The 26,785-nt window shown below is 71.2% G+C and carries 23 protein-coding genes; 10 read left to right on the top strand and 13 right to left on the bottom strand.

Annotated elements, in window-relative coordinates:
* Positions 1 to 78: 78 nt before the first annotated feature.
* Positions 79 to 471, bottom strand: a complete 393-nt coding sequence (locus AC3A46_RS16975; protein WP_487666256.1) for a histidine kinase — start codon at positions 469 to 471, stop codon at positions 79 to 81.
* A 280-nt stretch (positions 472 to 751) separates the two neighbouring features.
* Here AC3A46_RS16975 and AC3A46_RS16970 point away from each other — a divergent pair, with 280 nt between their 5' ends.
* Positions 752 to 1,000: a WhiB family transcriptional regulator gene (locus AC3A46_RS16970; RefSeq protein WP_018171995.1), complete on the top strand. Its 249-nt coding sequence runs from the start codon at positions 752 to 754 to the stop codon at positions 998 to 1,000.
* Positions 1,001 to 1,073: 73 nt separating this feature from the next.
* Here the strand turns inward: AC3A46_RS16970 and AC3A46_RS16965 are convergent, their stop codons facing one another.
* From AC3A46_RS16965 to AC3A46_RS16955, 3 genes are read right to left on the bottom strand one after another with little or no spacing between them, the layout of a single operon-like run.
* Positions 1,074 to 2,558: a sensor histidine kinase gene (locus AC3A46_RS16965; RefSeq protein WP_487666255.1), complete on the bottom strand. Its 1,485-nt coding sequence runs from the start codon at positions 2,556 to 2,558 to the stop codon at positions 1,074 to 1,076.
* Positions 2,559 to 2,581: 23 nt separating this feature from the next.
* Entirely contained in the window at positions 2,582 to 3,892 is a 1,311-nt protein-coding gene (locus tag AC3A46_RS16960; RefSeq protein ID WP_487666254.1) for a CpaE/TadZ family protein, read from the bottom strand.
* Complete coding sequence (locus AC3A46_RS16955; protein ID WP_487666253.1) at positions 3,889 to 4,521, bottom strand: hypothetical protein; 633 nt, start codon at positions 4,519 to 4,521, stop codon at positions 3,889 to 3,891. Before AC3A46_RS16955 ends, AC3A46_RS16960 begins: the two co-directional genes overlap by 4 nt.
* 98 nt (positions 4,522 to 4,619) lie before the next feature.
* On the opposite strand from AC3A46_RS16955, the gene AC3A46_RS16950 reads away from it, so the two are divergent.
* Positions 4,620 to 4,901 carry a helix-turn-helix domain-containing protein gene (locus AC3A46_RS16950; protein ID WP_487666252.1) on the top strand — a complete coding sequence of 94 codons (282 nt, stop codon included), beginning with the start codon at positions 4,620 to 4,622 and terminating at the stop codon, positions 4,899 to 4,901.
* A 37-nt stretch (positions 4,902 to 4,938) separates the two neighbouring features.
* Here AC3A46_RS16950 and AC3A46_RS16945 read toward each other — a convergent pair whose 3' ends face one another.
* Complete coding sequence (locus tag AC3A46_RS16945) at positions 4,939 to 5,547, bottom strand: hypothetical protein (protein ID WP_487666251.1); 609 nt, start codon at positions 5,545 to 5,547, stop codon at positions 4,939 to 4,941.
* Positions 5,548 to 5,676: 129 nt separating this feature from the next.
* Here AC3A46_RS16945 and AC3A46_RS16940 point away from each other — a divergent pair, with 129 nt between their 5' ends.
* Complete coding sequence (locus AC3A46_RS16940) at positions 5,677 to 6,117, top strand: Rv3235 family protein (RefSeq protein ID WP_487666250.1); 441 nt, start codon at positions 5,677 to 5,679, stop codon at positions 6,115 to 6,117.
* A 97-nt stretch (positions 6,118 to 6,214) separates the two neighbouring features.
* Here AC3A46_RS16940 and AC3A46_RS16935 read toward each other — a convergent pair whose 3' ends face one another.
* Together AC3A46_RS16935 and secA are read right to left on the bottom strand one after the other, a co-directional pair.
* Positions 6,215 to 7,441: a pyridoxal phosphate-dependent aminotransferase gene (locus tag AC3A46_RS16935; protein ID WP_487666249.1), complete on the bottom strand. Its 1,227-nt coding sequence runs from the start codon at positions 7,439 to 7,441 to the stop codon at positions 6,215 to 6,217.
* Positions 7,442 to 7,524: 83 nt separating this feature from the next.
* The gene (secA, locus tag AC3A46_RS16930) at positions 7,525 to 10,359 is read right to left on the bottom strand and encodes a preprotein translocase subunit SecA (RefSeq protein WP_487666248.1); all 2,835 of its coding nucleotides are present in this window, start codon (positions 10,357 to 10,359) and stop codon (positions 7,525 to 7,527) included.
* 226 nt (positions 10,360 to 10,585) lie between these two features.
* Between secA and AC3A46_RS16925 the strand changes: the two genes are divergently transcribed.
* From AC3A46_RS16925 to AC3A46_RS16900, 6 genes are all read left to right on the top strand, one after another.
* Positions 10,586 to 11,515, top strand: a complete 930-nt coding sequence (locus AC3A46_RS16925; protein WP_487666247.1) for an efflux RND transporter periplasmic adaptor subunit — start codon at positions 10,586 to 10,588, stop codon at positions 11,513 to 11,515.
* A complete protein-coding gene (locus tag AC3A46_RS16920; protein WP_487666246.1) occupies positions 11,512 to 12,372 on the top strand; it encodes an ABC transporter ATP-binding protein in 861 nt (286 codons plus the stop codon). The genes AC3A46_RS16925 and AC3A46_RS16920 overlap by 4 nt, the downstream gene beginning before the upstream one ends.
* On the top strand, positions 12,369 to 13,580 hold the full coding sequence (locus AC3A46_RS16915) for an ABC transporter permease (RefSeq protein WP_487666245.1): 1,212 nt from the start codon (positions 12,369 to 12,371) through the stop codon (positions 13,578 to 13,580). The genes AC3A46_RS16920 and AC3A46_RS16915 overlap by 4 nt, the downstream gene beginning before the upstream one ends.
* Positions 13,581 to 13,622: 42 nt before the next feature.
* On the top strand, positions 13,623 to 14,240 hold the full coding sequence (locus AC3A46_RS16910) for a PadR family transcriptional regulator (protein ID WP_487666244.1): 618 nt from the start codon (positions 13,623 to 13,625) through the stop codon (positions 14,238 to 14,240).
* Between the two features lie 233 nt (positions 14,241 to 14,473).
* Positions 14,474 to 16,300 carry a DEAD/DEAH box helicase gene (locus AC3A46_RS16905; RefSeq protein ID WP_487666257.1) on the top strand — a complete coding sequence of 609 codons (1,827 nt, stop codon included), beginning with the start codon at positions 14,474 to 14,476 and terminating at the stop codon, positions 16,298 to 16,300.
* A gap of 224 nt (positions 16,301 to 16,524) precedes the next feature.
* On the top strand, positions 16,525 to 17,883 hold the full coding sequence (locus AC3A46_RS16900) for a coiled-coil domain-containing protein (protein ID WP_487666243.1): 1,359 nt from the start codon (positions 16,525 to 16,527) through the stop codon (positions 17,881 to 17,883).
* A gap of 138 nt (positions 17,884 to 18,021) precedes the next feature.
* Here the strand turns inward: AC3A46_RS16900 and AC3A46_RS16895 are convergent, their stop codons facing one another.
* The 6 genes from AC3A46_RS16895 to mtrA all read right to left on the bottom strand — a co-directional run bounded on the left by AC3A46_RS16895 (position 18,022) and on the right by mtrA (position 25,042).
* Positions 18,022 to 19,233, bottom strand: coding sequence for an amidohydrolase family protein (locus AC3A46_RS16895; protein ID WP_487666242.1), 1,212 nt, complete (start codon positions 19,231 to 19,233; stop codon positions 18,022 to 18,024).
* Between the two features lie 165 nt (positions 19,234 to 19,398).
* The gene (hpf, locus tag AC3A46_RS16890; RefSeq protein WP_045297400.1) at positions 19,399 to 20,058 is read right to left on the bottom strand and encodes a ribosome hibernation-promoting factor, HPF/YfiA family; all 660 of its coding nucleotides are present in this window, start codon (positions 20,056 to 20,058) and stop codon (positions 19,399 to 19,401) included.
* A 122-nt stretch (positions 20,059 to 20,180) separates the two neighbouring features.
* Positions 20,181 to 20,843, bottom strand: a complete 663-nt coding sequence (locus AC3A46_RS16885; RefSeq protein ID WP_487666241.1) for a ComF family protein — start codon at positions 20,841 to 20,843, stop codon at positions 20,181 to 20,183.
* A 93-nt stretch (positions 20,844 to 20,936) separates the two neighbouring features.
* Entirely contained in the window at positions 20,937 to 22,646 is a 1,710-nt protein-coding gene (locus AC3A46_RS16880) for an LpqB family beta-propeller domain-containing protein (protein ID WP_487666240.1), read from the bottom strand.
* Positions 22,643 to 24,355, bottom strand: a complete 1,713-nt coding sequence (gene mtrB, locus AC3A46_RS16875) for an MtrAB system histidine kinase MtrB (protein ID WP_487666239.1) — start codon at positions 24,353 to 24,355, stop codon at positions 22,643 to 22,645. The genes AC3A46_RS16880 and mtrB overlap by 4 nt, the downstream gene beginning before the upstream one ends.
* A gap of 6 nt (positions 24,356 to 24,361) precedes the next feature.
* On the bottom strand, positions 24,362 to 25,042 hold the full coding sequence (gene mtrA / locus AC3A46_RS16870) for an MtrAB system response regulator MtrA (RefSeq protein WP_487666238.1): 681 nt from the start codon (positions 25,040 to 25,042) through the stop codon (positions 24,362 to 24,364).
* 242 nt (positions 25,043 to 25,284) lie between these two features.
* On the opposite strand from mtrA, the gene AC3A46_RS16865 reads away from it, so the two are divergent.
* Positions 25,285 to 26,785: DUF7847 domain-containing protein (locus AC3A46_RS16865; protein WP_487666237.1), on the top strand; the 1,501-nt coding region annotated here is incomplete at its 3' end.

The following is a 26,785-nucleotide window of genomic DNA, read 5'->3' as shown; positions in this document are numbered from 1 at the left end:
CTACAATCAGCACAGGCGCCACTCCGCCATCGGAGCCCCACCCTTCAGCAGACTCAACAACCTGCCTGGACATCACACCTAAGCGCCCCCCGAAGCCTGCCCCTCGGCCTCCTCGTCGCGCTGCCGCCTCGCCGCCCGCCCGGCGTCGCGCACGGCCAGCACCAGGAGCACCAGGACGACCACGGCCGGGGCGGCGAGCGCGAGCGCCGCCGCGGGATCGGCGAACGCGCCCGTCGCCGCTCCGAGGGCCACCGCGAGGATCAGCAGCTGCGTGACGATGCCGCCCGAACGCCCCCACGACTGGCCGCGCCAGATCGCGAACGCGAAGGCGATGACCGCAGCAGCGCCGACCAGGGTCAGCACCGCCAGCGCGATCGCGCTCTCGATCGCGCCGGTGTCGCCCGAGGCGATCGCGACGATCTCGCGGACCGTGAGCGCGGCGAGGCCGAGTCCCTCGAGCCCCACCAGCACGGCAGCGATCCTTCCGGACAGGTTTGTCCGCATTCTCCGTCGACTCCTTCTTCCACCGACAGCGGTTTGTGCGAACCCTCCACACCCCCTGGGGAACACTCAGCAAGTCCTACACAAACCCGCCGATGAACCCTTGATTCAGGTAAACCGCTATGGGACGATTGGTGAAGCCGTGTGCTCCCACAGCGACGTGGGGCGAGATTCTTCTCGCACATCCCACAGGGTACCGGACCCGAACCGGGCTCTTATTCCCCACCCCTCTGTCACAAGGAGCACCACCATGGACTGGCGCGACAAGGCCGCCTGCCTGACCGTCGACCCCGAACTGTTCTTCCCCGTCGGGAACACCGGTCCGGCCGTCGATCAGATCGAGAAGGCCAAGTCGGTGTGCGCACGCTGCACCGTCACCGAGATCTGCCTGCAGTACGCCCTCGAGACCGGTCAGGACTCGGGCGTGTGGGGCGGTCTCTCCGAGGACGAGCGCCGCGCGCTCAAGCGCCGCGCCGCCCGCGCCCGCCGCGCCTCATAGCGAGAACCTGCAGAGAACGGATGCCGCATCCCGCGGCATCCGTTCTGCATGTCGCAGGGTGAGCGCGTGAGACTCAGTTCTTGGCGCGCTCGATGTAGCGCAGCGGGATGTCGATCGTGACCTCCGTGCCGCTGCCCATGATGGTGTGCCAGTCGATGGTGCCGCCGAGCTCGCCCTGGATGAGAGTGCGCACGATCTGCGTGCCGAGGCCGCGACCGACCTGACCCTCGGGGAGGCCGGAGCCGGTGTCGCGCACGCGCACCTCGAGGCGGTCGTCGGTGCGCTCGGCGATGATCTCGACGTCGCCCTCCTGCCCCGCGAGCCCGTGCTCGACGGCGTTCGTGACGAGTTCGGTGAGGGCGAGCGCGAGCGGCGTCGCGTATTCGCTGGGCAGGGTGCCGAAGCGGCCCGTGGAGTGGGTCTTGGCGCGCGTGTTCGGCGCCGCGGCGACCTCGGCCACGAGCTTGAGCACGCGGGCGAACACCTCGTCGAAGTCCACGTTCTGCGCGAGGCCCTCCGACAGGGTGTCGTGGACGACGGCGATCGCCGACACGCGGCGCATGGCCTGCGTGAGCGCCTCCCGCGCCTCCTCGGTGTGAGAACGGCGCGCCTGGATGCGCAGCAGCGACGCCACCGTCTGCAGGTTGTTCTTGACGCGGTGGTGGATCTCCCGGATCGTCGCGTCCTTGGTGATGAGCTCCTGCTCCTGGTGACGGATCTCCGTCACGTCACGGCAGAGCACGATCGCGCCGATGCGCGTGCCGTGATCGCGCAGCGGGATGGTGCGCAGCGACACCGTCACCCCGCGCGCTTCGAGATCGGCGCGCCACGGCGCACGGCCGGTGACCACGACCGGGAGCGACTCGTCGAACTGGCGCTTCGTCGGAAGGATGCCGGTCACGACCTCGACGAGCGACTCGCCCTCGAGCTCGTCGTCGAAGCCGAGGCGGTTGAACGCCGACAGCGCATTGGGGCTCGCGAAGGTGGTGATGCCGTCGACGTCGAGCCGGACGAGACCGTCGGACGCGCGCGGCGCGCCGCGGCGCGGCGACGTCGGCGCGGACAGGTCGGGGAAGTCGCCCGATGCGATCATGCCGAAGAGATCGTCGGCGCAGTCGTTGAAGGTGATCTGCTGCCGCGAGGGCGTGCGGGCCTCGCCGAGGTTCGTGTGACGGGTGATCACACCGATCACCGTCACCTCCTTGCCGCTCCTGCGGGCCACCGGCACCGCGCGAACGCGGGTCGGGGTCTCTTCGAACCAGTCGGGCGACGCCGAGTCGACGATGCGGCCCGTCTGGAACGCCTCGCGCACCTGCGTGCGCCACTGCGGCCGCACGCGGTCGCCGACGATGTCGCGGTAGAAGAGCGTCGCCGCACCGCCGGGACGGGTGTGGGCGACGGCGACGAAGGAGTCGTCGGAGGTGGGCACCCAGAGCACGATGTCGGCGAACGCCAGATCGGCGAGGAGCTGGCCGTCTCCTGCGAGACGGTGCAGCCACTCCACGTCTTCTTCACTGGAGCGGCCCTGGGCGTAAACGAGATCGCTGAGGGTCGACACGGACCTAGCCTAGAGCGCGCTGCTCACACGACTCGTTCGCCGACACGTGCCATGTCGTCGGCGTCGGCGTGCGCGGGTCTGCCGGCACCGATGCGATGGACGCCCCGGCGCCGCGGCTTCGCGGCGCGCTGCGGGGTGGGAGCGGGCACGATCGCCTCGCCCACGAGTCGGCGCAGCGCCAGCGTGAAGGGCGATCGAGGCGCCACATCGGCGATGGGCTGGGATGCGAGGATCGCGGCATCCGCGGATCTCGGGTCCTGCGGGAGGAACCAGACGTCCTCGATGCCGCCGAAGCGGTCGAGAGTGCGGCGCACCTGCCCGCGAGCGTCGACGCCGAGGGTTCCGGGACGGAGCCGGTTGGCGACCACGGCCACGCGGGTCGCGCCGACGGTGGCACGGAGGTCGGCGTGCCCGCGCAGGAATCGCGCGACGCCCACCGGATCGGCCGCCACCACCGCGACCACGAGGTCTGCGGCGCGCAGCGCGGCGAGGGTGGCGGCATTGCGTCGCGGCCCGTCGAGGTCGCTCATGATCTCTTCGTCGCGCTCGAGCGACGAGGAGACGTCGACCACCGTGTAGTCGGCCCACTCTCGACAGGCGGCGAGGGCGGCGCCCACGCGCCGTTCGCTCAGCTCGGGCCAGCGGGAAGGCCGGTTGATGCCCGTGAGCACGTCGACACCGGTGCGGCCGAGCGGCACAGCGATGCGGGTGAGCTCGCGCGCGTCGAGACCGCCGAGCTCGGCCTGCCGGCACGCGGCGGCGAATCCGGGGCCCTCGTCGGCGAGCCCGAGCGTCAGGGCGAGCGACGGCGCGTGCGTGTCGGCGCCGACCAGCGCGACGTGGCGTCCGCCGCGCGCGAGCTCGACGGCGAGCTCTGTCGCGACGGTGGACCGGCCGGGAGCCCCGGCGGGACCCCACACCGCGATCACGCGCGGCTGCGGTCGCGCGGGCGTCGGCTCCGACGGGCGCGGCGTCGCTGCGAGGGCCTCGGCGATCCGCCAGGGCTCGGTGTGCAGATGCAGCGGGGCCTCGAGGCCGCACGACGCCGCGATCCGCTCCCCCGCCGCGTCCTCGACGAGGGGCACGACGCGCGTGCCGGCACGGTCGCAGAGGGCGACGACGGCCGGCGACATCGTTGCCCGCGACACCGCGACCACCAGCGCGTCGGCGTCGGCGAGCGCCCGCAGCATCGTCTCGGCGTCGGCGCCCAGCATCCCGTCCGCGGCAGCGAGGGCGGGAGCGGATGCCGCGACCTCGGCGATCACGTCGATCCCGTCGCGCCGCAGCCCCTCGACGAGGAGCCGGGCGTCGTCGACGGCGACGACGACCCTCATGAGCCCGAACCCGTCGTCGGGACGATGGAGAGCGCGGACTCGTCGGCCATCGCGGCGAGGGTCGCCGGCACGTCCGCCCGCGGGATCACGAGTTCGAGGGCGGCCGTGCCGCCGCCGATCATCGAGTCGTCCCGCGTCACCGAGACCACGGTGGCGTCGGCGACCAGGATGCGCGGCTCGTCGTACGCCCCCTGCTCGAGCAGCGGGGCCGACCAGACCTCGACGACGCTGCCCGCCGCGACCGACGCCGGCACGTCGACGGCGCTGCGGACGACGACGCTCGTGGTGCGTGCGGAGGAGGGATCGCCGACGGATGCTGCGGGCACCAGTTCGCCCGCCTCGATCGTGCGGGTCGCGACGACGGGCTCGTCGAGGTCGTCCGCGCTGAGGTAGGTGCCGGCGAGCGCCCCGAGTGCGACGTCGACGACCTTCAGGTCGCCGGTCCCGACGGCCTCGCCGGGGACGATCGTGTGGGCGGCGGCGTACACCGGGACGGTCTGGCGCGCGGCCGACACCACGAGCCACACGCCGACGACGGATGCTGCCACGAGGAGCACGCCGAGGAAGAACCGCGCATCGCCCCAGAAGGCTCGGCGCGGGGTGCGGACGGGGTCGTGGGCGGCTGTCATGCGTCCATCGTCGCCGACTCGGCGTGAGGCCGTCGGGCGTTATCCACAGGGGTGAGGGGGCCCTGCCCGCACCGGGGAGGCAGGTCCATAATGGGGGCATGTCAGATGACCCGACGTCCGACGTGCGGCTCTACGCACCCGCCCAGGTGGGCGAGGTGCTCGGCGTCTCGGTCGACGAGGTCATGGCTCTGGTCCACGAAGGGCGGATCCGGGGCGTGCGGGTCGGCGCGCCCGCGCGCTGGCGGATCGACGCAGCGAGCGTCGAGGACTACCTCGACGACCAGGCCGAGGAGGCTCGGCGCATGGCGCTCTGGCGTCAGTCCCAGACAGCCAGCTTCCCCGAGCTGTGGGGCGGAAGCATCGTCCGTCACCCGGACTGAGCACGGCACCACTCGCGCGGATGCGCCGGCCCGGCGGTCAGGGGATCGCCGGCGCCTCGTCCGCGCGGATCCACGCGATGGCCGCGAACGGCACCAGCCGGTAGCCCGATACCGCGTCGGCGCGCCGCGGCGCGCCGCGGTCGTGCACCGCGAGGTCGAGATGGTCGGCGCCGGCGCGATCGATCGTGCCGGTGAGGACGCGCCCCGAGACGAGGTGCACGGCGACCCCCGCCCGGCGGCGCACGAGGTCGCGCAGCACGAAGCCGAAGGTGAGCCGATCGGCCAGGGGCGATCTCGGCGGCGCAGGGCGCGCGGTGCGCAGGAGGTCGGCGTGCGGGAGGCCGATGGCCCCCATCGCGGCGAACGGCACGACCACCGCACCACCCGGTCCGTCGGCGAGGGCGAGGGCCACCCAGTCTGCGCCCACGCCGGTCACCGACGCGCGCACCGTCGTGCCGTCGGCGAGGTCGAACGACGCCACGGCTGGCGACGCTCCCTCGCGGGCGGCGAGCAGCGTCAGACGCTCGGACAGCTGCACCCGCGAGAGCCGCAGGCGCTCGGCCTCGGTGTCGAGCGCGGCACGCTCGGCCTCCCATTCGGAGGCGAGCTGATCCTCGAGGTCGTCGAAGAAGCGGTCCCAGCGCACTCAGTGAGAGTAGGGCACCGCGGCCGTTCGGCCGACGAGTTATCCACAGCCGACCAGGCCGGATTTTCCTGAGAGTTCGCTGTGTGGTCTACTGTCCGGGAAGACATCCCCCTGTCGAGATTGGCACCCATGGCAACGACGCCCGCGGGCACCGCCCGCGTACCCAATGCGTCCCGCAGCAGCGCGCAAGTCGCAGAGTTCTTCGCGCCGCAGCGGACGCCGTCCATAGCGCTCCCCGCTCCGGAGCCGTTCCTGCGCAACCTCACGGTCGGCGTGCTCGAGGTCTTCGCGGGCGTCCGCGAAGTCGACCAGCTCGCCCGCTGGCTCACCGAGGACGCCTACCGCAAACTCGTCACGCGCGCGAACCTCGCGACGCGGGCGCGCAGCGCCCGCGGCGTGGCGGCGAAGCGCCCCGTGCACACGATCATGTCGGTACACGAGTCCTCACCCGCCGACGGCATCATCGAGACGGTCGTAGTCGTGCGGGGGCCTGCCCGCACGCGAGCCCTCGCCGTGCGGATCGAGGGCATGGACGGCCGCTGGCGCGCCACTTCGCTCGCGCTGCTCTGACGCACACGCCGTCCGGCGCTCACGCCTCGAGGCGCCGTGCGGCGCCACGCCGTCCACGACCCGGCGACGGAACCGGCGCCGACGACGCGGTCGTCTGCTACTGCTTGTACGACGAGAGGAAGTTGCCGAGCCGCTCGACGGCTTCCGCGAGGACGCGCGCTTCGGGCAGCGTGACGATGCGCAGGTGGTCGGGGGTCGGCCAGTTGAAGCCGGTGCCCTGCACCAGCAGCACGTGCTCGGCGACGAGGAAGTCGTAGACGAGCTTCGCGTCGTCGCGGATCTCGTAGACGTCCGGGTCGAGCCGTGGGAACGCGTAGAGCGCACCCTTGGGCTTCAGGCACGTCACGCCGGGGATGCGCTCCAGGCCCTCCCACGCCGCATCCCTCTGCTCATGGAGGCGTCCTTCGGGCGCGATGAGCGCGTCGATCGACTGGACGCCGGACAGCGCGGCCTGCACGGCGTACTGCGCCGGCACGTTGGGGCACAGACGCGTGGACGCGAGCAGCTGGATGCCCTCCAGGAAACCCGCCGCATGCTTCTTCGGTCCGGTGATGACGAGCCAGCCCGAGCGATAGCCCGCGACGCGGTACGTCTTGGACAGGCCGTTGAACGTGAGGCACAGCAGATCGGGCGCGAGCGTCGCGAGCGGGATGTGCTGCGCCTCGTCGTAGAGGATGCGGTCGTAGATCTCGTCCGAGAGCAGCAGCAGCGAGTTCTCGCGCGCGATCTCGACGATCCCCTGGAGGACCTCGCGGCTGTAGACGGCGCCGGTCGGGTTGTTGGGATTGATGACGACGATCGCCTTGGTGCGCGGCGTGACCTTCTCGCGGATGTCTTCCAGCGAGGGCTGCCATCCGGCATCGGGGTCGCAGCGGTAGTGCACCGGTGTGCCGCCCGCGAGGCTCGTCATCGCCGTCCACAGCGGATAGTCGGGTGCGGGGATGAGCACCTCGTCGCCCTCGTCGAGGAGCGCCTGCATGGTCATGGTGATGAGCTCGGAGACCCCGTTGCCGAGGTAGACGTCGTCGGGGTCGAACTGCGGGAACCCAGGCACCTGCTCGTACCGTGACACGACCGCGCGCCGGGCCGACATGATGCCCTTGCTGTCGCTGTACCCGTGCGCGTGAGGCACGGCCTCGATCATGTCGCGCACGATCTGGAACGGCGCCTCGAACCCGAACACCGCGGGATTGCCCGTGTTCAGCTTCAGGATCGTGTGACCGTCGTCCTCCAGCCGGTCTGCCTCTGCCAGTGCCTGCCCGCGGATCTCGTAGAGAACGTTCTGGAGCTTGCTCGACTGATCGAGGGGGCGGAGGGGACTCATCGCTTCAGGATATCCGCGGCCGAGGAGGGCCAATGGACGCCAGGTGGCCCGCGCGTGCGCGCGGGCCACCTGGCGAGCGGGTGCTACTTCTTGCGCTGCTCGGCCGCGCGACGCTGCGCGCGGTTCAGCGGAGCCGCCGGCGCAGCCGGTGCCTCGGCATCCGTCCGCTGGCCGAATGCGCCGCGCTGCTGCTCGGCGGCGGGCGCCTGCTGCGGGGCGGGAGCTGCTGCGGCTGCGGCAGCGGCCTGGCGCAGGCGGGTGGCTGCCTGCTGCACCTGGCCGCGATCGTTGCGCACCTCGACCTCGCCGGCGTCGTTGGACGCCGTGTACTGCAGGCGCTGCGCCTCGACGGGCTGGGCGCCGAGGCCCTTGGCCTCGACCTGGGTGACCTGCTCGGCGCCGGCCTCGCCCTGGCGACGCACCTCGACCTCGAGGTTGTAGAGGTAGCCGACCGACTCCTCCTTGATCTGCCCCATCATCGCCTGGAACATCTGGTAGCCCTCGCGCTGGTACTCGATGAGCGGGTCGCGCTGGGCCATCGCACGCAGGCCGATGCCGTCCTTGAGGTAGTCCATCTCGTAGAGGTGGTCGCGCCAGCGACGGTCCAGCACCTGGAGAACCACGCGGCGCTCGAGCTCGCGCGTCGCGGCCTCGCCGAGGGTGTTCTGGCGCGTGTCGTAGGCGATGCGGGCGTCGGAGAGGATCTCGCGCTTGAGCCCTTCGGCGGTGATGCCGCCCTTGCGGCCGGCGGCCTCGGCGACGACCTCGTCGATGGTGACGCCCACGGGGTAGAGCGTCTTGAGCTCCGTCCACAGCGCGTCGAAGTCCCAGTTCTCGCTGTGGCCCGACCCGGTGTGGTCGTCGATCACGGCGTTGATCGCGTCTTCGATGAAGTGCTGCACGCGGTCGGCGATGTCGTCGCCCTGCAGCATGTGACGGCGGTCGGAGTAGATCGCCTCGCGCTGGCGGTTCAGGACGTCGTCGTACTTGAGGACGTTCTTGCGGATCTCGGCGTTGCGCGCCTCGACCTGGCTCTGCGCCGACTTGATCGCGCGGGTGACCATGCCCGACTCGATGGCGACGTCGTCGGGGAAGTTGGTGCGGGCGATGATCGCCTCGGCGGCGCCCGACTGGAAGAGACGCATGAGGTCGTCCGTGAGCGACAGGTAGAAGCGGCTCTCGCCGGGATCGCCCTGACGGCCCGAGCGACCGCGCAGCTGGTTGTCGATGCGGCGCGACTCGTGGCGCTCGGTGCCGAGCACGTACAGGCCGCCGGCCTCGACGACCTTGGTGCTCTCCTGGGCGACGCGGTCGCGCATGGACTCGTACACCGCGTCCCACTCGGCCTCGTACTCGTCGGGCGTCTCGACCGGGTCGAGGCCCTTGGTCTTCATCTCCTGCACCGCGAGGAACTCGGCGTTGCCGCCGAGCATGATGTCGGTGCCTCGACCGGCCATGTTCGTCGCGACGGTCACGGCGCCCAGGCGACCGGCCCGCGCGACGATCTCGGCCTCGCGGGCGTGGTTCTTCGCGTTGAGGACCTCGTGCTTGATGCCCTTCTTCGCGAGCAGTCGCGACAAGTACTCGCTCTTCTCGACGCTCACGGTGCCGACGAGCACCGGCTGACCGACCTCGTGACGCTTGGCGATGTCTTCGACGACCTGGGCGAACTTCGCCGTCTCGTTCTTGTAGACGAGGTCGGCCTGGTCCTTGCGGATCATGGGCTTGTTCGTCGGAATCGGCACGACCCCGAGCTGATACGTCGACATGAACTCGGCCGCCTCGGTCTCGGCGGTACCGGTCATGCCCGCGAGCTTCTCGTACAGGCGGAAGTAGTTCTGCAGCGTGACGGTGGCGAGCGTCTGGTTCTCGGCCTTGACCGGCACGGCCTCCTTGGCCTCGATCGCCTGGTGGATGCCCTCGTTGTAGCGGCGCCCGACCAGGATGCGGCCGGTGTGCTCGTCGACGATCATGACCTCGTCGTTCATCACGACGTAGTCGGTGTCGCGCTTGAACAGCGCCAGCGCCTTGATCGAGTTGTTGAGGAACGAGATGAGCGGCGTGTTCGCGGACTCGTACAGGTTGTCGATCCCGAGGTAGTCCTCGACCTTCTCGATGCCGGGCTCGAGCACGCCGATGGTGCGCTTCTTCTCGTCGACCTCGTAGTCGACGCCGGGCTCGAGCGTCTTCGCGATCTTCGCGAACTCAACGAACCAGCGGTTCGCCTCGCCCGACGAGGGGCCGGAGATGATGAGCGGCGTGCGGGCCTCGTCGATGAGGATCGAGTCGACCTCGTCGACGATCGCGTAGAAGTGACCGCGCTGGACGAGGTCCTCCTTGCGCCACGCCATGTTGTCGCGCAGGTAGTCGAAGCCGAACTCGTTGTTCGTGCCGTACGTGATGTCGGCGTTGTACTGCTCGCGACGGACCTCGGGCGTCTGGCCCGCGACGATCGTGCCGGTGGTCATGCCGAGCGCGCGGTAGATGCGGCCCATGAGCTCGGACTGGTACGACGCCAGGAAGTCGTTGACCGTGACGACGTGCACGCCCTTGCCGGCGATCGCGTTGAGGTAGACGGGGAACGCACCGGTGAGCGTCTTGCCCTCACCGGTCTTCATCTCGGCGATGTTGCCCAGGTGAAGCGCGGCGCCGCCCATGATCTGCACGTCGTACGCGCGCTGACCGAGAGTGCGCTTGGCCGCCTCGCGCACCGCGGCGAACGCCTCGGGCATGAGATGGTCGAGCGTCTCGCCGGCCTCGTATCGGGCGCGGAGCTCGGCGGTCTCGCCCCGGAGCTCTTCGTCGGTGAGGTGCTCGTAGTCCTCTTCCAGAGCGCCGACGGCCTTCACCACCTGCTGGAGCCGCCGGAGGATGCGACCCTCACCGGCGCGAAGCAGTTTCTCGAGGGGGTTGGCCACGGAATGTCTCCATCTTCTGGCTTTCGGGGGCGGCGCAACGGCGCCAGTGCCGCCGGGGTGCATGACCCCAGGCATACCTGCCCATGTTATCCACCCGTGACCTTGGTGTGCGCTGGGTGTGCACTCGCCCCTGGGGAAGGGCGAGAGGATGCTGCTCCCCCGCAATTCCCGGTATGCATATACTCGGTGACTACATACTGGGTATACCCCGACGGAGAGGTGCGACATGGTGGTCTGGCGTCGATGGATCTTCCCGATCCTGCTGGTGCTCGTGCTGGGGGCCGCGGCCCTCGCCCTGGTGAAGATCGCGTTCTTCCCCGACACCGCGCCCACCGCCGCGCTGCAGCCGTCCGCGCAGATCGCCGACCCGGTCGTCGCCGTCGAGCGCGCCCAGGTCGCCAACGCGCTGAGCCTCCCGGGGACGATCGCGAGGGATGCCGCCTACCCGCTGCGCTCCGAGGTCGACGGCACCGTCACCGCCGTGCACGTCGGTGAGGGCCAGGCGGTCGCGGCCGGGCAGAAGCTCTTCACGATCAAGCAGGCCGACCCGGTCAGGAACATCGACGTGCTGGCACCCGAGGCCGGCGAGATCACCGAGCTCGCCGTCGTGAAGGGACAGCCGGCGTCGATCGGCGCAGAGCTCGCGAAGCTGACGCCGGCGCGCTACCACGTGCGGGCGACCGTCGAGCCGGTGCAGCTCTACCGCCTGCAGGGCGCGCCGACGGAGGGCTCGGTCACGATCCAGGGCGGCCCGGCGCCATTCACGTGCACCGGTCTCGAGGTCGAGGTCGCCGAGGACGGCACGACCTCGGTCACCTGCGCGGTGCCCGCCGACCAGGTCGTGTTCGCGGGGCTGCAGGCCCAGCTCGACATCGACCTCGGCACGGTCACCGATGTGCTCGTCGTGCCGACCACCGCGGTCAAGGGCGGCGCGGGCTCGGGCGTCGTGTGGATCGACGGCGGCGACGGCGAGCTCGAGGAGCGCACCATCGCGCTCGGCGTCAGCGACGGCACGATCGTCGAGGTGACCAGCGGCGTCGAGGAGGGCGAGCAGGTGCGCCAGTACGTGCCCGGGGTCGCCGCGGCCGACGAGCCGGTCTGCTACGACGACGGCATGGGCGGCGAGTACTGCGAGCCCGCGGGGTGGAACTGGTGACCCTCGTCCGGCTGGAGGGCGTGGCCAAGCACGTGCTGCTGCCCGATGACACGCGCCTGGACATCCTGCGCAGCGTCGACCTCGCCATCGCGGCGGGCGACCATGTCGCCATCGTCGGGCGCAGCGGGTCGGGCAAGTCGACGATCCTGAACCTGCTCGGCATGCTCGACTCCCCCTCGGAAGGGGCCGTCTGGTTCCACGGCGAGCCCGTGCGGAGAATGCGGCGCGGCAAGCTCGATCGCCTGCGTGGCCGCAACGTCGGCTTCGTGTTCCAGCAGTTCAATCTGCTGGCGGGGCGCACCGCCCTCGAGAACGTCGAGATGCCGCTCGGATACGCCTCGGGCCGCGCCTTCTGGACCCGGCGGGCGGCCGCGACCCGCATGCTGGAGCGCGTCGGGCTCGGGCACCGCCTCGAGTCGACGCCCGAGCAGCTGTCGGGCGGCGAGCAGCAGCGCGTCGCGATCGCGCGCGCCCTGGTGCGCCGGCCGGCGCTGATCCTGGCCGACGAGCCCACCGGCGCGCTCGACGTCGAGACCGGCGGCAGCGTCATGGAACTTCTCGACGACATCGCCTCCGAGGCCGACGCCGCGCTCGTCACGATCACCCACGACCTCCACGTCGCCGCGCGCGCCCGCCGCCACTACCGGCTCGAGGCGGGCGTGCTCACGGAGTTCGACCTCAGCGCGACCGCGGCCGGGGGCGAGACCGCCGGCGCGCCCGAGCTCGCCGCGAGCGTGGACGAACCCACCGCCGAGGGCGGGGCCCTCGCCGGCGCCCGAGCAGACGCGGGGGACGCAGCATCCGTCCGTCCCTCATCCCGGGACGAGCGCGCGGAGCCGGCGGAGGTGGCCTCATGAGCGGGCTCGTCGGCGCGCTGGGCGAAGCGTGGTCGGAGCTGCGCCACCACAAGCTGCGGGTGCTGCTCAGCCTGATCGGCATCGCGGTGTCGGTCGGCGCCCTCACCGCGGTGGTGGCGCTCAGCGAGTATCAGCAGCAGCAGATGGAGGAGCAGTCCGACCAGAGCGGCGGGCGGCCCGCGACGGTGTCGATCTCGGTGTCGCGCACCGACGGCGCCCCGATGGACTGGGACGCGTTCGACGCCCACGTCGCCCAGGTGTCGGAGCGCTACTCCTTCGACTACCTCACGCGCATCGTCGACCCGGTGCCGCTGCAGGTGCAGACGCCGGAGCAGGTGCGCCCCGTCAACGCGCGGCTCGTCGACCCGGCGTACCCCGTCATCCACCGCACTCCCCTGCTCGAGGGGCGCTGGTTCCACCAGGCGGACGCCGAACTGCTCGCGCCGCCCGTGGTGATCAGCGAGGCGCTGTGGGACGTCTACGGACGCCCCGACCTCGGCGCGGGCTTCGCCCTCCGCACGACCGGCGACACGGCGGGCACATACCCCGTGATCGGCGTGACGCCGCGGCAGTACAACGGCGACGAGGAGAAGCGCATCACGATGATGTTCGACTCGTACGCGGCGCGGCTCGATGCGCTGCCGGCCGACGTGATGGTCATGTACGAGGTGTGGGTGCCCGAAGACGGCGTCGCCGAGCTCGGCCCGCTGCTCGCGGCCGACCTGCGCGCGGGGCTCGACGACAGCATCGAGGTCTCGGTCATGCGCACCGACTGGGCGTCGCGGCCCGATGCGCAGAGCTCGATGGCGGTGTTCGAGCTCGTCACCGGCGGGATCGCGGCCCTCGTGCTGCTGCTCGGCGGGCTCGGTCTGGTGAACATCCAGCTCGTCGCGATGCGCCAGCGCATCCGCGAGATCGGCGTGCGCCGCAGCTTCGGCGCCACGCAGGGCCGCATCTTCACGTCGGTGCTGCTCGAGAGCGTCGTGGCGACCGCGGTCGCGGGGGTCGTCGGCATCGCGATCGCGGTGGCCGTGCTCAAGGCGCCGTTCGTCATGGACATGTTCTCGGCGATGCAGGACATCCCGCCCTTCCCGGTGCGCGCCGCCGTCACCGGACTCGTCGCCGCCGTCGCGATCGGCGCGCTGGCCGGCCTCATCCCGGCGCTCATGGCGGTGCGCTCGAACGTGATCGACGCACTCCGCTTCTAGCTGTTCAGGGCTGCTGACCCTCCACCCGAAGGAGAACCCCCCATGTCCGTTCGTCAGAGTCTGCTCGCGATCCTCGATCAGGGCCCGTGCTACGGCTATCAGCTGCGCGCCGAGTTCGACCGGCGCACCGGGTCGACCTGGCCTCTCAACGTGGGCCAGATCTACAACACGCTCGACCGCCTCGAACGCGACGGACTCGTCGAGAAGGGCGACGTCGACGAGCACGGTCACGTCTACTGGGAGATCACGGATGCCGGAGCCGCCGAGGTGCGCGACTGGCTGGCCTCGCCGGTGCAGCGCGCGCAGGGCACCCGCGACGAGCTCGCGATCAAGCTCGCGGTCGCCGCGACCCTGCCGGGTGTGGACGTGGCGGACATCATCCAGACGCAGCGCCGCTCGTCGCTCGCGCAGCTGCAGGAGCTGAACCGGGCGAAGTATGCCGGGGCGAACCCCGACGGTCCGGAGGAGCTCGCGTGGTCGCTCGTCGTCGACTCCATGATCTTCTCGGCCGAAGCCGAGGTGCGCTGGCTCGACCACTCCGAGCAGCGCCTGACGCTGCACCCGCATCACGCGATGGCGCTCGAGCTCTCGACCGACAAGCCCAAGCGCGGGCGCCCGGCGAAAGCCGAGGCATCCGCCGCCGCCGAGAAGGCGCGATGAGCGATCCCGTGCTGCGTCGCATCGGCGTGACGCAGCAGTACGACAGCGGTGCGCTCGAGAATGTCACCCTGCCACTCGAGCGCGACGGCTTCCGGTCCACCGCCATCACCTGACGCCTTCGACGTGGGCGGGCAAGCGGCATCCTGTCGCCTCACAGGCGCGCCGCGCTACGGTTGACTGTGCACACGAACGCCGACCAGATCGAAGCCGAGGCTCAGACCGAGCCCGCAGCGATGACTTTCTCCGACCTCGGGCTCAGCCAGCCCGTCCTCAAGGCGCTGAAGGACATCGGCTACGAGACCCCGTCGGCGATCCAGGCGGCCACCATCCCGACGCTGCTCGGGGGCCGCGACGTCGTGGGCATGGCGCAGACCGGAACCGGCAAGACCGCCGCGTTCGCGCTGCCGATCATCGACCGGCTCGACCTGTCGCAGAAGACCCCGCAGGCCCTTGTGCTGGCTCCGACGCGCGAGCTGGCGCTGCAGGTCTGCGAGGCGTTCGAGAAGTACGCGGGCCACCTGAAGGACGTGCACGTCCTTCCCGTCTACGGCGGACAGGGCTACGGCGTGCAGCTGTCGGCCCTCCGACGCGGCGTGCACATCGTCGTCGGAACCCCCGGCCGCATCATCGACCACCTCGAGAAGGGCACGCTCGACCTCTCGGCGCTGCAGTACCTCGTGCTCGACGAGGCCGACGAGATGCTCAAGATGGGCTTCGCCGAGGACGTCGAGACCATCCTCGCCGAGACTCCCGAGACCAAGCAGGTCGCGCTCTTCTCGGCCACGATGCCGGCCACGATCCGACGGATGTCGCAGCAGTACCTGCACGACCCCGAAGAGATCACCGTCAAGTCCAAGACGCAGACCTCGGCGAACATCTCCCAGCGTTACCTGATCACCGCGTGGCAGCAGAAGATGGACGCCCTCACGCGCATCCTCGAGGTCGAGAACTTCGACGGCATGATCGTGTTCGGCCGCACCCGCTCGATCACCGAGGAGATCGCCGAGAAGCTCCGCGCCCGCGGCTACTCCGCCGCCGCGATCAACGGCGACATCGCCCAGCCGCAGCGCGAGAAGACGGTCAACCAGCTGAAGTCGGGCAAGCTCGACATCCTGGTGGCGACCGACGTCGCCGCGCGCGGTCTCGACGTCGAGCGCGTCTCGCACGTCGTCAACTACGACATCCCGACGGATGCCGAGTCCTACGTCCACCGCATCGGCCGCACCGGGCGCGCCGGGCGTTCGGGCGACGCGATCAGCTTCGTGACGCCCCGCGAGCGCGGACTGGTCAAGATGATCGAGCGCGCCACCCGCCAGGAGCTCACCGAGATCCCGCTGCCGAGCGTCGACGAGGTGAATGTGACGCGCCTGTCGCGCTTCGACGACCGCATCACGGCGGCCCTCGGCGAAGCCGAGCGCATCGAGGCCTTCCGCGACATCGTCGCCCACTACGTGCGCAACCACGACGTGCCCGAGGCGGATGTCGCCGCGGCCCTCGCCGTCGTCGCGCAGGGCGACACCCCCCTGCTCCTCGAGGCCGACCCCGAGCCGGCTCCGCGGCGCGAGCGCACGGAGCGCACCGATCGCGGCGACCGTCCCGCCTACGGCGACCGGCCCGAGCGCGGCGAGCGCCGCACGCCCCGCGAGGGCTTCGCGACCTACCGCATCAACGTCGGCAAGCGTCACCGCGTCGAGCCGCGTCAGATCGTGGGCGCGCTCGCGAACGAGGGGGGCCTGCGTCGCGACGACTTCGGCGCGATCAAGATCATGCCCGACTTCTCGCTCGTCGAGCTGCCGGCGAACCTCCCCGCCGGCGCGCTGGACCGCCTCGCCGACACACGCATCTCGGGTCAGCTCATCGAGCTGCGTCCCGACACCGGGCGTCCGCAGCGACGCAAGGACGCCGCGAGCGGGTCCTACCGCGACAGCCGCGGCTCCGGCGATCGCGGCTACGGCGACCGCTCGGAAAGCCGCGGCTCATACCGCGACTCCGGTTCGCGCGGCTCGTACGGCGACGACCGAGCGGCGCGCAAGCCCCGCCACAAGCGCAGCGACGGCTGACCCGGCCGGCGCGCCGGGGCCGCGGCATCCGTGTCCCGCGGTCCAGGCGTGTCTCGGCCCGCGCGATCGGCGACCTGACTCCGCGTGCTGCGCCGCCTGAACGGCAACCCCGGCGGACTGGCGCGCCGGGGCGCGCGTATGCCAGGGCCACGCTCTGCGCGAACACCCCCCGCGGTCGGCCCCTCGCCTCAGCCTGCTCCCCGCGGCCCCCGTAGGATCGATTCATGGCCGGATTCTGGGGCAGACGCAAGCGCGAGCAGGAAGAGCTGAACACGCAGGACGCCGACCTGGCGCGCCGCGCGCAGCAGGCGCTGGTGGCGGCCGACGAGCGCATCCGCCTCACGACAGACGAGCTGGCGTTCGCCGACGCCGAGCTGGGCCCGGGCCCCACCAAGGAGCTGCGCGACGCGCTCGGGTCGGTGCGGACGCACCTGCAGGAGGCGTTCCACCTCCACCAGCTCAACCACGACGAGATCCCCGACACCCCCGAAGAGCTGCGGACCCGGAACGCCCGCATCGTGCAGCTGTGCGAGTGGGCCGAAGACCTCCTCGACGACCGCACCGAGGCGCTCGCGGCGCCGATCGAGCGCGCGCGGCGGGCTCCCGAGATCATCGCGAAGGTGCGGGCGGATGCTGCGCGCCTGCGCCTGCGCCTGCCCGACGCCCGTTCCACCGTCGACCGGCTGGCGATCCGCTACTCGTCGCACGCGCTGTCGCAGATCGACGCGAACCCCGCCGAGGCGGAGCAGCTGCTGGGCTTCGCGGAGCACAGCGCCGGCGTCGCCGAGCGCCGCCGCGAAGCGGGCCAGCGCGAGCAGGCCAACATGGCGCTCGAGGCCTCGACCGAGTCCGTGCGGCGCGCCGAGACGCTGCTCGATGCGGTCGAGACATTCGAGGTCGAGGCGCTGCGCGCCGAGTCCACGCTCGCCGCGATCGTCGAGGACTCCCGCGGCGACCTCGTCGTCGCTCTCAAGGAGCCGCACTCCCCCGCCGTGCAGACCGCGATCGAGGAGCTGCAGGCGGCCCTGGCGGCTCTTCCCGCCGCGGGCGTGAACACCGATCCCTTCGAGCAGCTCTCGCGACTGCGCGAGGCGAATGCAGGACTGGATGCCGCGATCGCGGCCGCGCGCGAGCGCGCCGCCCGACCCATTCCGCCCCTCGAGCACGTGCGCCACGCCATCGACGACGCCGACCGGCAGCTCGCCGTCTCGCGCGACGTGATCGCCGGGCACCGCGGGTGGATCGGCGCCGACGCGCGCACCCGGTTCGCCGAGGCCGAGCGCGTGCGCCTCGACCTCGACCGGTACCTCGGCTCATCGGCCGCCGCGGTCACCGCGATCGACGAGGACCACCGCGAGCAGGCGTTCGCGATGGCCCGCCGTGCGGCGTTCCTGGCGAGCGAGGCGCTGCAGCTGGCGCAACGCGACATCGACGCCGCACGCCCCCAGCCCGACCAGTGGGGCGGCCCCGGATACGGTCAGCAGGGATGGGGCGGCGGTCGCCGAAGCGGCGGCAGCGACCTCATGGGCGGGATCCTCGGCGGCCTCGTGATCGGCAGCATCCTGGACGGCTTCATCGACTGACCGCGGCATCACCGGCTCGGGTTCTGACGCAGGCCTGATCGCCGGAACACGGGCCGGTCACGACGACACGCCGGGGCGCGGCATCCGTTCCCGGCGTGTCGTATCGCCGGCCCGTGTCTCGGCAGAGGAGCCGAGGGGTCAGAGGGGGAGAACCTCGAGCGCGTCCGCCACAACCCGGCCGTCGTGGATCACCGTGCGGTCGACGCCGCGGTCCATGACCGCGCTCGCCGGCGTCTCGCCGTCGACGAGCACGAGGTCGGCGCGGTCGCCCGCGGCCAGCCCCGGGCGATCCCCCACGCCTGTGACACGCGGCGAGGCGTGGCTCATGATCGAGGCCCCGCCCATGGTGGCGACAGCGAGCGCGAGCTCGATGTGGTCGTCGCGGCGGAAGCCGTTGACGAAGGCGAGCTGCCACGTGCGGTCGAGCATGTCGCAGTTGCCGTACGGGCTCCAGTAGTCGCGCTGCCCGTCTTCTCCGAGACCGACGCGCACGCCGGCGTCGACGAGATCGACGAGACGCAGGTGCCCGCTGGTCGACGGCGCGACCGTGGCCATGGCGATGTCGAGCTCGGCGAACTCGTCGATGAGGCGGCGGCTCACCGCCTCCGACACCGAGCCGAGGTCGTACGCGTGCGACATGGTGACCTTGCCCTGCATGCCCAGCGCGCGGGTACGCTCCAGCACGAGCTCGGTGCTGAACACGCCCAAGGCGCCGGGCTCGTGGAGGTGGATGTCGATCTCGACCTGGTACTTCTCGGCCAGGCCGAACACGATGTCGAGGTGCTTGACCGGGTCGCGGTCGAGCTGGCTCGGGTCGATCCCGCCCATCACGTCGGCGCCCTGCTTCAGCGATTCCTCGAGGTACTCGACGGTGCCCGCCTCTCGCAGGATGCCGGCCTGCGGGAACGTCATGATCTGCACGTCGGCATGCTCGCGGAACTTCTCCTTCGCGGCGAGCACGGAGTCGAACTTCTCGAGCTTGCAGTCGACGTCGACCTGCGCGTAGGTGCGCACGCGCGTCGTGCCCTTGGCGATCATCTGCTCGAGGGTGCCCGCGACGATCTCGGCGTGCGGCACGTCGGTGTTCCGCCAGTTGTCGCGATCGTTGAGCATCATGCCCCACACGCCGGGCGCGCCGGTGTGAGGGCGGAACGGCAGGCCGATGCGCGAGGAGTCGAGGTGCACGTGCACGTCGCTGAACGACGGCAGCAGAAGCCTGCCACGACCGTCGACGTCGACCGCGCCCACCGGTGCGGAGGCGTCGTGGGCTCGGATCCCGGCGATGCGGTCGCCCTCGATGACGACGTCGGCGGGCTCGGCGCCCCACGGGCGCGCGTTGCGGATGATCACGTGGGGTGCCTCTCGACGAATGAGCGGATGCCGCGACCCGACCGGCGCGACGTGTCGATGGTATACCGAATACCACTCGCTCCGGCCGGGTCGCGGCATCCATTCTCATCCGCAGATGTACGAAGGGTGCGGCTGCCGGAGCAGCCGCACCCTTCGGAGTACGTGTCAGGACGCCAGTTCGTCCGGCTGCGCCTGCGTGGTCAGCGAGATCACGCCGTAGTCCCAGCCCTTGCGGCGGTACACGACGCTGGGGTGGTCGGTGCGGGCGTCGATGAACAGGAAGAAGTCATGGCCGACCAGCTCCATGCGGTCGACGGCCTCCTCCACCGACATCCATTCGGGGTGGAACTCCTTCGTGCGGATGACGACGGGCGTGTAGCCCTCTTCCTCCTCGTTGCCCGTGATGATCGGGATCTCGCCGGTGGCGACGGCGCGGAGCACGTCGACGGATGCCGGCTGCAGATCGATCCCCTGGAGCGCACCGCTGCCCTTCTCGAACTTGGCGCCGCGGGGGTGGTTGCGCGCGTCGACGCGCTTGTCCTTCGCGCGGCGCAGCTGTTCGCACAGCTTGTCGACCGCGAGGTCGAGAGCGGTGAACTTGTCGCCGTCCGTGGCCTCGGCCCGGATGACGGGCCCCTTGCCGTTGACGGTGAGCTCGACGGTCTCATCCTCCATGCGACCGTTGTGATACGCGCGGTGCGTCACCTTGACCTCCACGCGTTGCGCGCGGGGCGCGAGGTTCTCGATGCGGAGGGCCTTCTCCTCGACGACACCGCGGAAGCGATCTGTGATCCCCACTCCCACGCCGACGATGCTGGTTTCCATCCTTGACCTCCTTGTTCCGGTCCGCCCGGCCAAGGGCGGACCATCAGTCGCCTTGTCTCCCCCACGCTAGCCGGGCGTTCGGACTCTGTCACCTGTGAGTTTCGAATGGGTCGGGAACCCGTTCACCGACGTGTTGCACGCCGCCGCGGAGTGGCGGCGACGGTGACCGCGGCCACCACGTCGGCGCCCTGCGCACGCAGCGCGCGCACCGCTTCGGCGAGACTCGCACCGGTGGTCACGACGTCATCGACGACCACGACCAGCCGCCCCGCGCCGCCCGTGGCCACCAGACTCTGCGCGACGTTGCGCGCCCGGGCGTCGCGGTCGAGCCCGCGCTGGTCCCCGGTGCGCCGGGCGTACCGGAGCAGGCGGCTCGGCCGCCGGCCGATGCGACGCACGAGCAGATCGGGCACCCGGTAGCCGCGCCGGCGGTACGACTGACGCGAGGTCGGCAGCGGCACCAGCACGGCGTCTCCGGCACCGGCGCGGGCCAGCGCCGCCGCGAGAGCGGGAGCGAGCGCCTCGGCGAGGCTCGTGCGCCCCTCCTCCTTGATCGCGCGCAGGACGCGCGCCGCGACCCCCTCGAAGGCCAGGCCGCTCCACACCGCGACGACGCCGCCCGGCGCCTCGATGGACTGCCTCCGGGGGTCGGGGGCGAGGGCGAGCGCGCAGCGCTCGCACAGGGCGACGTCGGGCTCGTCGCACCCCGCGCACGAGACGGGAAGCAGCAGCGCCAGCGCATCGGCGCACGCCTCCCGCACGGCGACGAGGACCTCGGGCATCATCGCCCCAGCATCGCGGACACGCGCGGTGGTCTCGGTGCCGGCGTGCCGGATCGGTGGACCGCCGTCGCCGGCGCCGGCCTGGGGAGGAACCTCCTACTGCGGGGCGCCCTGCTGGGTCGCGAGGACCCCGATGCCCGTCGCAGTCGGCTGCCAGCTCGTGCCGCGCTTGACGTAGAGCGTGCCGTCCTCGGCCCGAAGCCGCAGACTCGAGATGCCGCTGCCACCCGCGATCGACGCCATGCCCGAAGGCGCCGTCGACGTGGAGGTCGGCGCGCCGACCACCTGCTCGATGACCGTCGAGTCGGCGTCGGCGCCGCTGGTCAGCACGCCGACCGAGACGTCGTCGATCCACGTGACGCCGATCCGTGTGACGCCGATCACCGCACCGCCGGCGACGGCGAGCTGCATCGACGGGCCGAGGCGCACCGGCGCGATGTCGTCACGGATGACGCCCGCCACCGACACCACCGAGCGCCCGCCCGCGCTCACCAGGGCGGCCAGGCGCGTGCCGTCGCGCGACAGCGCCATGCCGGCGATGGCCGTCCCTTCGCCCCACGCCTCGGCGACCTCGACCACATCGCCGTTGGGCAGGTACGCCCGCAGCGCGGCCGGGTCGTCCTGAGGGACGCTCCACACGACTCCGTACGGGTCGATGACGGGATCGACCAATCCGGGCCGGGTGTCCAGCACCTCGGGCTCGGTCCCGGCCGAGTTCAGCCTCACCACCGCTCCCGAGGCGAGGCGTGCCGCGGCGAGGTCGCGCTCGGCCCCGACCTGCACGCTCAGCGGCGACGCGGCTTCGACGGCAGCCGAGAGGCCGGGGATCTTGTCGATCTCGTCGCCCGTGAGGAATCCGAATCCGGCCTCCGTCAGCACCAGGGGCGTGGCCGGCACGCGGGTGGAGCGCACGGCGACGGGCTCCGCGTCGATCGGGGCGGAGTCCACGGTCATCACGACCTCGGCCACGCCGGCGGCCCGCAGGCTCTCCTCGAGCTGCGTCAGCATGCGGTTGCGGGCCTCACTGCTCGCTGCCAGCATCGCTTCGCCGGTGAGCGCGACGTCGGACACGCCCTCCTCGGCGGTGGGCACGACCGTGACCGCCGACACGCCGTCGGGGAACGCTGTCTCGACCGATTCGGCCAGCCACTCGCTCTCCGGCTTGTTGACCAGCGCCAGAGCGATGCTTCCCGCCGCCTTGGTGACCGGGAACCAGCGCACGTCGGGCACCAGATACTGCCAGGACGGGTCGAAGTACATGAGCGGGTAGCGGTGGAACACCTGCGGGAACTGCGCCTCGTCGAGCCAGACCCCGTCGGGCGCCTCGGTGATGCGCCACTCGCCATCGTCCTGCTGTGCCAGCTCGAACGTCCAGTTCCCGGGAGACAGGTCCGCCCGCAGGTAGGCGCCGCTGTCGTCGACCGTCCCTGCCACCTCCGAGGCGAAGTCGACGATGCCCTCACCCGTCTCGACGTAGTCCCGCTCGGCTCGCTCGTCGACGATCACCCCCGCATCCGGATTCCATGTCTCGGCGAGCGAAGGTGCCAGGAACTCGCGGGCGACGGCCCAGTTGCCCCGCACGCCGGGACCCGAGCCGGCGTCGATGAACCCCTCGACGATCTGCTGCGGCGTGGCGCCCGGCTGCGGCCGGTTCGGGATGAACACCACGTTCTGCGAGCCGTTGCCGGTGTTGCCGTTCTCCAGCCCGTACTCGGGCGGCCCGCTCGTGGGAAAGCCCGCGCAGCCGGTCACGATGACCGCGCACAGCGCGAGGATGAGGGCCAGGATGCCGCGCAGCCGGGTCATGCGGATCCTCCTCGGGTGCCGGCATCCGTGTCGGTCGCGCCGTCGCGGGGCAGCTCGATCGGCGCGGTGAGGCCGAGGTCGTCGAGGGCGGCGACCGCGTCGTCGCCCGGATCGACCGGGATCGGCGACTCCCCCGCAAGCGGCACCGCCTGTCTCGGGAGCGTCAGGACGAAGTTCGTGCCGCGGCCGACCTCCGACCACACCGCCAGTTCGCCGCCGTGGAGCTTCGCGTCGCCGAGCGCGATCGACAGGCCGAGGCCCGTGCCGCCGATCGTGCGCTTGCGCGAGGGGTCCGCGCGCCAGAAGCGGTCGAAGACGTGCTCGACGTCCTCGGGCTTCATCCCCATGCCGTAGTCGCGCACGCCGATGGCGACGGCCTGCTGGTTGCTGTCGACGCTGACGACGATGGGACGCCCCTCGCCGTGCTCGATCGCGTTGCCCAGCAGGTTGCGCACCACGCGCCGCACCCGCCGCGGGTCCATGTCGACCGGGGAATATCCCCCGGGAGCCACGAGACGCACGTCCGTGCCGTGCTGTTCGGCGAGCTGCTGCATCGACCCGATCACATCCTCCGCGAGGTGGGCGAGGCTCGTCGGCTCGAGCTCGAGCTGCACGGAGCCCGCGTCGTACCGGCTGATCTCGAGCAGGTCGGTGAGAAGGGTCTCGAAGCGCTGCACCTGCGCGTTCAGCAGCTCGGCCGCGCGCGCGGTGGCCGGATCGAAGTCCTCGCGCTGGTCGTTGATCATGTCGGCGGCGAGGCGGATCGTCGTCATCGGGGTGCGCAGCTCGTGCGACACGTCCGAGACGAAGCGCTGCTGCACCAGCGAGAGGTCGGCGAGCTCCTTGATCTGCGACTCCATGCTGTCGGCCATCGCGTTGAACGACCGGCCGAGCGTCGCGAGCTCGTCCTCGCCGCGCACCTCCAGACGCACGTCGAGACGACCCGCCGCGAGCTTCGCGCTCGTGTCGGCGGCCTCGCTGATCGGGGTGGTCACGGACCGCAGCACGAACCACGCGATGCCGCTGATCAGGAGCACGAGGCCGATGCCGACGACCCACAGCGTCCGCTGCACGAAGGTGAGCGTCTCGGGTGCGTTCGCGAGGTCGTACGCGAGGTACAGCTCGTACGACGCGACGCCCTCGATGGTGAGCTGCTGCCCGACCAGGATCCCCGGAACCGTCGTGTCGTCGCCGTCGGGAAGGGCGACCGGCTGCCAGATCTGCTGATCGGGGTTGGTGCGCACGAGCGCACGCATCGGCGTGGTGAGCAGCTCGTTCATCACCTCCTCGTTCGTGCTGAAGTCCTGCGGCGCGTTGGGCACCAGCGGCCCGATGCGGTAGGCGCCCACGATCACGGCCGATGACTGATCGCGAAGCGCCGTGAACGCCAGAGCCATGACGTTCTGCAGCTGGATGGAGTCGTTCTGCACCGAGGCGTCGAGGGTCCGCTGCGCCGCGGCGCGCGCCTGCTCGGCGTCCAACAGCACCTGGTCCTTGCGGGAGGCGAAGAGATCGTTCTGGATGGCGAGGGTCATCCAGACGCAGGCGACCACGACGGCGAGCGCCGTGAGACCGATCGTGACGAGGAGGGTGCGGAACCGGAGCGAGCGCCGCCAGAGGCCCGCGATGTCAGCCGGCCAGGCCCGCCAGAGGCGCCACCACCGCACGCGGGCGCGCGCCGGCGTCACGGCCGTGATGGGCGCGGTCATGGCCGTCTAGACGACGGCGCCGGCGCGGTATCCGACACCGCGCACGGTCGTCACGATCTTGGGGTTGTCGGGGTCCATCTCGACCTTCGCCCGCAACCGCTGCACGTGCACGTTCACCAGGCGCGTGTCGGCCTTGTAGTGGTAGCCCCACACCTGCTCGAGCAGCATCTCGCGCGAGAACACCTGCTGCGGCTTGGATGCCAAGGCGACGAGCAGTTCGAATTCGAGGGGGGTCAGGGCGATCGGCCCGTCGCCGCGGCGCACCTCGTGCGCGGCGACGTCGACGGTGAGGTCGCCGATCCGCAGCGAGTCGTTCGCCGGCTGGCTCGCCGGGCGCAGCCGGGTGCGGATGCGGGCGACGAGCTCCTTCGGGTTGAACGGCTTGACGATGTAGTCGTCGGCGCCCGACTCGAGCCCCTTCACGACGTCGGCGGTGTCGGTGCGGGCGGTGAGCATGATGATCGGGATGCCGGACTCCGCGCGGATCCGGGTGCAGATCTCGATGCCGTCCATGCCCGGCAGCATCAGGTCGAGGAGGATGAGATCAGGACGCTCGGTGCGCCACGCGTCAACAGCCTCTGAACCGTCCGCGCAGAAGACCGTCTCGAATCCCTCCGTGCGCAGCACGATCCCGATCATCTCGGCAAGGGCGGTGTCATCGTCGACCACCAGGATGCGTGAAGTCATCGCGCGCGTTCGTTCCTTCTGTCCAGGCGCAGAGGACGACGTGCGCGTCCCCGTGCGCTTTCCACAGAGTAGTCGACCAGGGCTGTGGACCGGCCGAAGCTCGCCCGAACGCATACCGAGAAGCTGATCCAGACGTCGGCTGCGGCATCCGTCCGATGTGGAACGATAGGGGCAAGCGCCGTCCTGAGGGCGCGGCCTACGGGCCGCACACCTGCGAGGCGCCGCCGACCGAGAGGGGAATCGTGTCCGCATACCCGGCCTGGACGCCGGCGTCACGCCCCGGGATCATCCCGCTGCACCCGCTGTCGTTCGGCACGATCCTGGGCCGCTCGTTCTCGGCGCTGCGGCAGAACCCGCGGGTGCTGCTGGGCTTCGCGCTCGTCGTGCAGACGCTCGCGTACGTCGTCGTCCTCGGCGGCGTGCTCGCCATCGGGTGGGCGTCATTCTCGCGCCTCGACACACTGCGACCGGGCACGGAGGAGTACGACACCGTCATGGCGGGGTCGATCGCACTCACCGCCGTCGCCGGCATCGTGCTGTCGCTCGCCGCGGGCGCGCTCAGCGTCATCGTGCAGGGCATCGTCGTCGTCGAGGTGACACACGCCGCCGTCGCCGAGAAGCAGACCCTCGGCGCGCTCTGGCGTCAGGTCAAGCCGATCGCGTGGCGGCTCATCGGGTACTCGCTGCTCGTCGTCCTGGCGGTCATCGCGGTCGTGGCCGTGGTCGTGCTCGGGATCGTGGGCATCGCGATGGCGGCGCCGCCGGCGGCGATCCTGCTGACGATCCTCGTGATCCTCGCCGCGATCCCGCTCACGTGGTGGCTGATGATCAAGCTCCTGCTGGTGCCGGCCGCCATCATCATCGAGCACGCCACGATCCTCCAGGCGCTGTCGCGCTCGTGGAGCCTCACACGTCGGCGCTTCTGGCCGGCCTTGGGCATCATCCTCGTGATCAGCGTCATCTTCGCCGCCGTCGCGCAGGTCGTGAGCCTGCCCCTGAGCTTCCTCTCGATGGGGCTGACGACGATCATCGCCCCCACGGGCGATCCCGAGCCGACGGCCATCATCGCCTTCCTCGCCGCGACCCTGCTCACGCAGGTGCTCACGCTGCTCCTGCAGTCGGTCGCCGTCGTCGTGCAGTCGACCGCGACGGCGCTCATCTACATCGACTGCCGCATGCGCCGCGAAGGGCTCGACCTCGACCTGCTGGCCTACGTAGAGCGACGGGATGCCGGCGCCACCGCTCTCGCCGATCCCTATCGCGAGCACATCGGGCGCGAGATCGCGCCGCGGGGTGTTCCCGGGGCATACCCGGTGCCCGGTCACGCACCGTACCCGCCCGGATATGCGACCCCGGGGTACCCGCCCGCGCCGGCGGGCGCGGTGTTCTCCACCGCGCCGGCGCAGCCGGGCTACGGGCCACCCGCAGGGTACGGACCGCAGCCGGGCTACGGGCCAACCGCAGGGTACGGACCGCAGTCGGGCTACGGCGTGTCGCCCGCGTACGGAGCACCGGCGCAGCCCGCGTCCGGTGTCCCGGCGCAGCCGGCATACGGTGACCCGGCCCAGCCCGCCTACGGTGCCCCGGCCCAGCCGGCGTACGGTGCTCCGGCGCAGCCGGCGTACGGTGCCCCTCCCCAGCCGGCGTATGGTGCGCCCGCGAAACCCGCCTACGGTGCCCCGCCCCAGCCGGCGTATGGTGCGCCCGCGAAACCCGCCTACGGTGCCCCCGCCGACCGCCCCG

Source organism: Microbacterium sp. Soil_C_42, assembly GCF_057656735.1.
Note: the sequence above shows the minus strand (reverse complement) of the source record. Positions and strands in the feature narration are given on the sequence as shown.

Coding starts and splice junctions, on each gene's coding strand:
- AC3A46_RS16905 (WP_487666257.1), top strand. CDS start 14,474: ATGACTTTCTCCGACCTCGGGCTCAGCCAGCCCGTCCTCAAGGCGCTG.
- AC3A46_RS16925 (WP_487666247.1), top strand. CDS start 10,586: ATGGTGGTCTGGCGTCGATGGATCTTCCCGATCCTGCTGGTGCTCGTG.
- AC3A46_RS16960 (WP_487666254.1), bottom strand. CDS start 3,892: ATGAGGGTCGTCGTCGCCGTCGACGACGCCCGGCTCCTCGTCGAGGGG.
- AC3A46_RS16900 (WP_487666243.1), top strand. CDS start 16,525: ATGGCCGGATTCTGGGGCAGACGCAAGCGCGAGCAGGAAGAGCTGAAC.
- AC3A46_RS16970 (WP_018171995.1), top strand. CDS start 752: ATGGACTGGCGCGACAAGGCCGCCTGCCTGACCGTCGACCCCGAACTG.
- AC3A46_RS16950 (WP_487666252.1), top strand. CDS start 4,620: ATGTCAGATGACCCGACGTCCGACGTGCGGCTCTACGCACCCGCCCAG.
- AC3A46_RS16940 (WP_487666250.1), top strand. CDS start 5,677: ATGGCAACGACGCCCGCGGGCACCGCCCGCGTACCCAATGCGTCCCGC.
- AC3A46_RS16910 (WP_487666244.1), top strand. CDS start 13,623: ATGTCCGTTCGTCAGAGTCTGCTCGCGATCCTCGATCAGGGCCCGTGC.
- mtrA (WP_487666238.1), bottom strand. CDS start 25,042: ATGACTTCACGCATCCTGGTGGTCGACGATGACACCGCCCTTGCCGAG.
- AC3A46_RS16885 (WP_487666241.1), bottom strand. CDS start 20,843: ATGATGCCCGAGGTCCTCGTCGCCGTGCGGGAGGCGTGCGCCGATGCG.
- AC3A46_RS16915 (WP_487666245.1), top strand. CDS start 12,369: ATGAGCGGGCTCGTCGGCGCGCTGGGCGAAGCGTGGTCGGAGCTGCGC.
- mtrB (WP_487666239.1), bottom strand. CDS start 24,355: ATGACCGCGCCCATCACGGCCGTGACGCCGGCGCGCGCCCGCGTGCGG.
- AC3A46_RS16880 (WP_487666240.1), bottom strand. CDS start 22,646: ATGACCCGGCTGCGCGGCATCCTGGCCCTCATCCTCGCGCTGTGCGCG.
- AC3A46_RS16935 (WP_487666249.1), bottom strand. CDS start 7,441: ATGAGTCCCCTCCGCCCCCTCGATCAGTCGAGCAAGCTCCAGAACGTT.
- hpf (WP_045297400.1), bottom strand. CDS start 20,058: ATGGAAACCAGCATCGTCGGCGTGGGAGTGGGGATCACAGATCGCTTC.
- AC3A46_RS16955 (WP_487666253.1), bottom strand. CDS start 4,521: ATGACAGCCGCCCACGACCCCGTCCGCACCCCGCGCCGAGCCTTCTGG.